This is a genomic window from uncultured Microscilla sp. (assembly GCF_947493425.1).
Classification (GTDB): domain Bacteria; phylum Bacteroidota; class Bacteroidia; order Cytophagales; family Microscillaceae; genus Microscilla.
This window is the reverse complement of sequence record NZ_CANLRP010000326.1, coordinates 1-3,809: the sequence shown is the minus strand read 5'-3', so window position 1 is coordinate 3,809 and position 3,809 is coordinate 1. Positions and strand designations below refer to the sequence as shown.

Here is a 3,809-nt window from a genome sequence, read left to right as displayed (position 1 = left end):
CTACTAACTCCGGACTAATATTCAATTACGAATGAGGGAATTACGAATTACGAATGGTCGCAAAGCCACTATGGTCTACCGACTACTAACTCCGGACTAAATTATAAATGAGTGCAAAGCGCAGCTAAAAACTATTAACTAAAATAAAACTATGGCAAAACTCTGGGATAAAGGCGCCAATAGCCACACTGAGGCAACCCAATTGATTGAAAACTTTACGGTAGGCAAAGACCGTGAACTGGATGTATGGCTGGCACCTTTTGATGTGCTGGGCTCAGTGGCACACATTCGAATGCTCGAAAGCATAGGTTTGCTCGATACAACAGAGCTTACCCAACTAGTGGCGGCTTTGGCAGATATTTATCAGATGGCACAATCAGGTAAATTTATTATTGAGGAAGGCATTGAAGATGTGCACTCACAGGTAGAGATGATGCTTACCCAAAAACTGGGCGATGTAGGTAAGAAAATTCACAGTGGACGCTCACGCAACGACCAGGTATTGCTTGATCTGAAGCTGTATATGCGACACGAGATCAAAGAAGTTGTGCAACTTACTACTGCTTTGTTTGAACAATTGATGCAGCTAAGCAACCAACATAAGAATACTTTGTTGCCTGGCTACACCCATTTGCAAGTAGCCATGCCCTCATCGTTTGGGTTGTGGTTTGGGGCTTATGCCGAAAGTCTGACTGACGATTTGTTGTTGCTACAGGCAGCCTACCGCATTGTCAACCAAAACCCTTTGGGCTCAGCGGCAGGTTATGGTTCTTCGTTTCCGCTTGACCGCCAAATGACAACTGACTTGTTGGGTTTTGAGCGGCTCAATTACAACGTAGTATATGCGCAAATGGGCAGGGGCAAGGTAGAAAAAAACGTGGCGTTTGCTCTGGGAGCTATTGGTGGGTCGTTGGCAAAAATGGCGATGGATGTATGCCTCTATATGAACCAAAACTTTGGTTTTATTACCTTTCCCGATCATCTTACTACCGGATCGAGCATTATGCCACACAAAAAAAATCCAGATGTGTTTGAACTCATTCGTGCCAAAGGCAATAAACTACAGGCACTCTCTAATGAGATATTGATGATTACAGCCAACTTGCCTTCGGGCTATCACCGCGACTTGCAATTGATCAAAGAAAATTTCTTGCCTGCTTTTGCCGACCTTAAGGCTTGCTTGCAAATAGCTACTTATATGTTTCAACATATTCAAATCAAAGAGGATATTCTCAAAAATGAAAAGTACAAGTATTTATTCAGCGTAGAAGAAGTAAACAAACAAGTGTTAGCAGGTACCCCTTTTCGTGAAGCCTATAAAAACGTAGGACTGGCAATAGACGCAGGTAACTTTGATCCTGACCAAAGCATTGCCCATACCCATATAGGCAGCATTGGCAACCCTGGCAACCAACAAGTAAAGCAAAAAATGCAGCACATTGTTCAAAGCTTTGATTTTGCCAGCTTTGCTCAGGCTTTAGACAGGCTTTGGGAACTGTAGTAAGCAAACTTTGACCAGCTAAACTACAATTTTTGTTAAATTTCACCAGCTTCCTGTTGCTTTTATCCATTTCTGCTTTTATCTTATAGAAGATAAAGTTTTATTTCTTTTGCCTGAACTGATTGAGGTTTTTTGCAAAACTAACTACACTCCTGCCAACTTGTATTCACTAAAAACTTATCAGGCAGCTCTATCGCTTGCCAGTCAATGCCTTATATTATACTTAAGTTTATATAACAAACACTTAATAGGATCATTCATGTCTATTGTTCAACTATCAGATGAAAGCAACAAATACTTTTCTTCGTCTTATGATGAAGAGTTGAAACTATATTCACTTGTTTGGCACAAAACAAGCGAATACATGGAAGAGCATGAGTATAAAATGCTGATGCAGGCAGACCGTGACGCGATGCTAAAAAACTATGATCAGTTAAGCTTTATTCTGATTGATCTTACCGAAAGGTTAGACACAATGTCGCCTGAGCTACAGGAATGGTCAACCAAAAATATCTCATCGTATATTTTTGATAAATACGAAGTACTCAAAGTTGCCATTGTAAATAGTCGGGATTTTTCTACTCAATTTTCGCTTGAGCAGGCAATAGAAGAAGACAATATAAGCGAAGATTTGACCAGGTATTTTGACAAAAAAGAAGAGGCAGAAGCTTGGTTATTTAATATTGACAAATAAATTGTGTTCGTTGGTTTATTCCTGAAAAAGTGACTTACTTGTGTGGTCATAAACCAAGGAATACCCTTATAACCTAACTTATATGCATTATGGCTGATTGGAAAAAAGCACTACAGGTAATGGCTGATAAAAAAAGACCCAAAGAAGATTTTCCTTTGATGGGGTATGAGGTGTACATGCCCTCTACTAATGCCTCTTTTCCTGCCGAGCTGCCTCACTCTGATGATATTACTACCTTTTACGAGTTGTGTGATGGAGGTATGCTAGGTGATCTTATCTGGTTTCAATTATATGAACTTCCTCAAAAAAACTCTTTTTGGCAAATGTCACTCAAAGACATTTACCCCAACAACCTCCCTCCAATTTTTGCTGAAATACACTTGGTAGTGGCTGAAAACACCCAAGAATTCCCCTTGATTTGGGACAAAAGCACCAATCAATTAGACTTGTTTGATATGAACAAGCTGGAGTGGGTACGTACCCGCAAGCATTTTGACGAATTTATGTGCGAACTGTTTGATGTTGAAGTTCAATCAGTGTTGGACGACTCGTGGGGCACCGCACTTATTCAACTGGAGCGCATGTTATAATGAGGTAAAAATGCTTCCTGATCCACACTTCTTAAAAAAACATTCTTGGCTGTAATGTATATAGGTTTGGCTCGTCTCTCTTTGTACAATCATTGATTTACCAAACCATATACACCCATGTATAAAGTAAAAACAATCATTATTTTAGGAATTTTAGCCTTGGTGTGTCAGGCACAAGCACAAGAAGTAAAAGAAAAAAAGATGGCCTTTGATGGCGCCCGCTCAGTATACCTTCACTTGTCGCTAGGCAACAGCATTACAGTAAAAGGTTGGAACAAAAACGAGGTATATGTAAAAACTTCGGTAGAGATCAACGGAGGCAAACTCAATAAAGCCTTAAGCATGTCTTATGAGAAACTAGGAGATGAAATTGTTATAAAGTCGAAGTTAGATTATGACCTTTTGAAAAAAGGTAAAAAAGAAGATTGTGGTGACAACTACCACAACTATAGTTCAAGTGTAAACGGGGAACGTTTTTATACTTGCTACAAAATCACTCACGAGATAATGATGCCCCGAAATGCCGCGTTGAGGGTCAAAACCATTAACAACAAAATAAACCTTGAAAGTTTGACGGGTAACCTTAAAATAAACACTGTAAATGGCAGTATCAACATGACAGCACAAAGCATACAACCTAGCCAAGCGTTGAAGTTCAACACCGTAAACGGAAAAATTGATTTAACAGTACCTGCCAGCGCCAACACACAAGTGAAAATGTCTACAGTCAACGGACGAATTTATAGCCATTTTGAGGTGCCTCAAAAAACTAAAAATGGTATGCGTAGAATAGGAGGAAACAGGTATAACCAACGTGTAAAACTTACATTAGGCGACGGTACTGCGTCTACCGTGCTTTCTACAGTGAATGGTCGTATTTATTTGCGTAAAGGTAAATAAAAGTGCCAAAAAGACTAAAAAATAGAGATTCCTTGTAAAACCCAAGCATTTATACTTAAACAAAAATGGTTTTGAGGATGGATTTTGACTAATTGTCTGAATACCAACATTAATCAACCGAAGC

4 protein-coding genes are annotated in these 3,809 nt (G+C 39.4%); all 4 read left to right on the top strand.

Annotation, left to right across the window (positions count from 1 at the left end; translation table 11 throughout):
* Positions 1-151 precede the first annotated feature (151 nt).
* On the top strand, positions 152-1,501 hold the full coding sequence (argH, locus tag Q0954_RS33205) for an argininosuccinate lyase (protein ID WP_299466127.1): 1,350 nt from the start codon (positions 152-154) through the stop codon (positions 1,499-1,501).
* 259 nt (positions 1,502-1,760) lie between these two features.
* Positions 1,761-2,195: a hypothetical protein gene (locus Q0954_RS33200; RefSeq protein ID WP_299466124.1), complete on the top strand. Its 435-nt coding sequence runs from the start codon at positions 1,761-1,763 to the stop codon at positions 2,193-2,195.
* An 89-nt stretch (positions 2,196-2,284) separates the two neighbouring features.
* Positions 2,285-2,785 carry a hypothetical protein gene (locus tag Q0954_RS33195; RefSeq protein WP_299466121.1) on the top strand — a complete coding sequence of 167 codons (501 nt, stop codon included), beginning with the start codon at positions 2,285-2,287 and terminating at the stop codon, positions 2,783-2,785.
* 117 nt (positions 2,786-2,902) lie between these two features.
* Positions 2,903-3,685, top strand: coding sequence for a DUF4097 family beta strand repeat-containing protein (locus Q0954_RS33190; RefSeq protein ID WP_299466118.1), 783 nt, complete (start codon positions 2,903-2,905; stop codon positions 3,683-3,685).
* Positions 3,686-3,809: the final 124 nt, after the last annotated feature.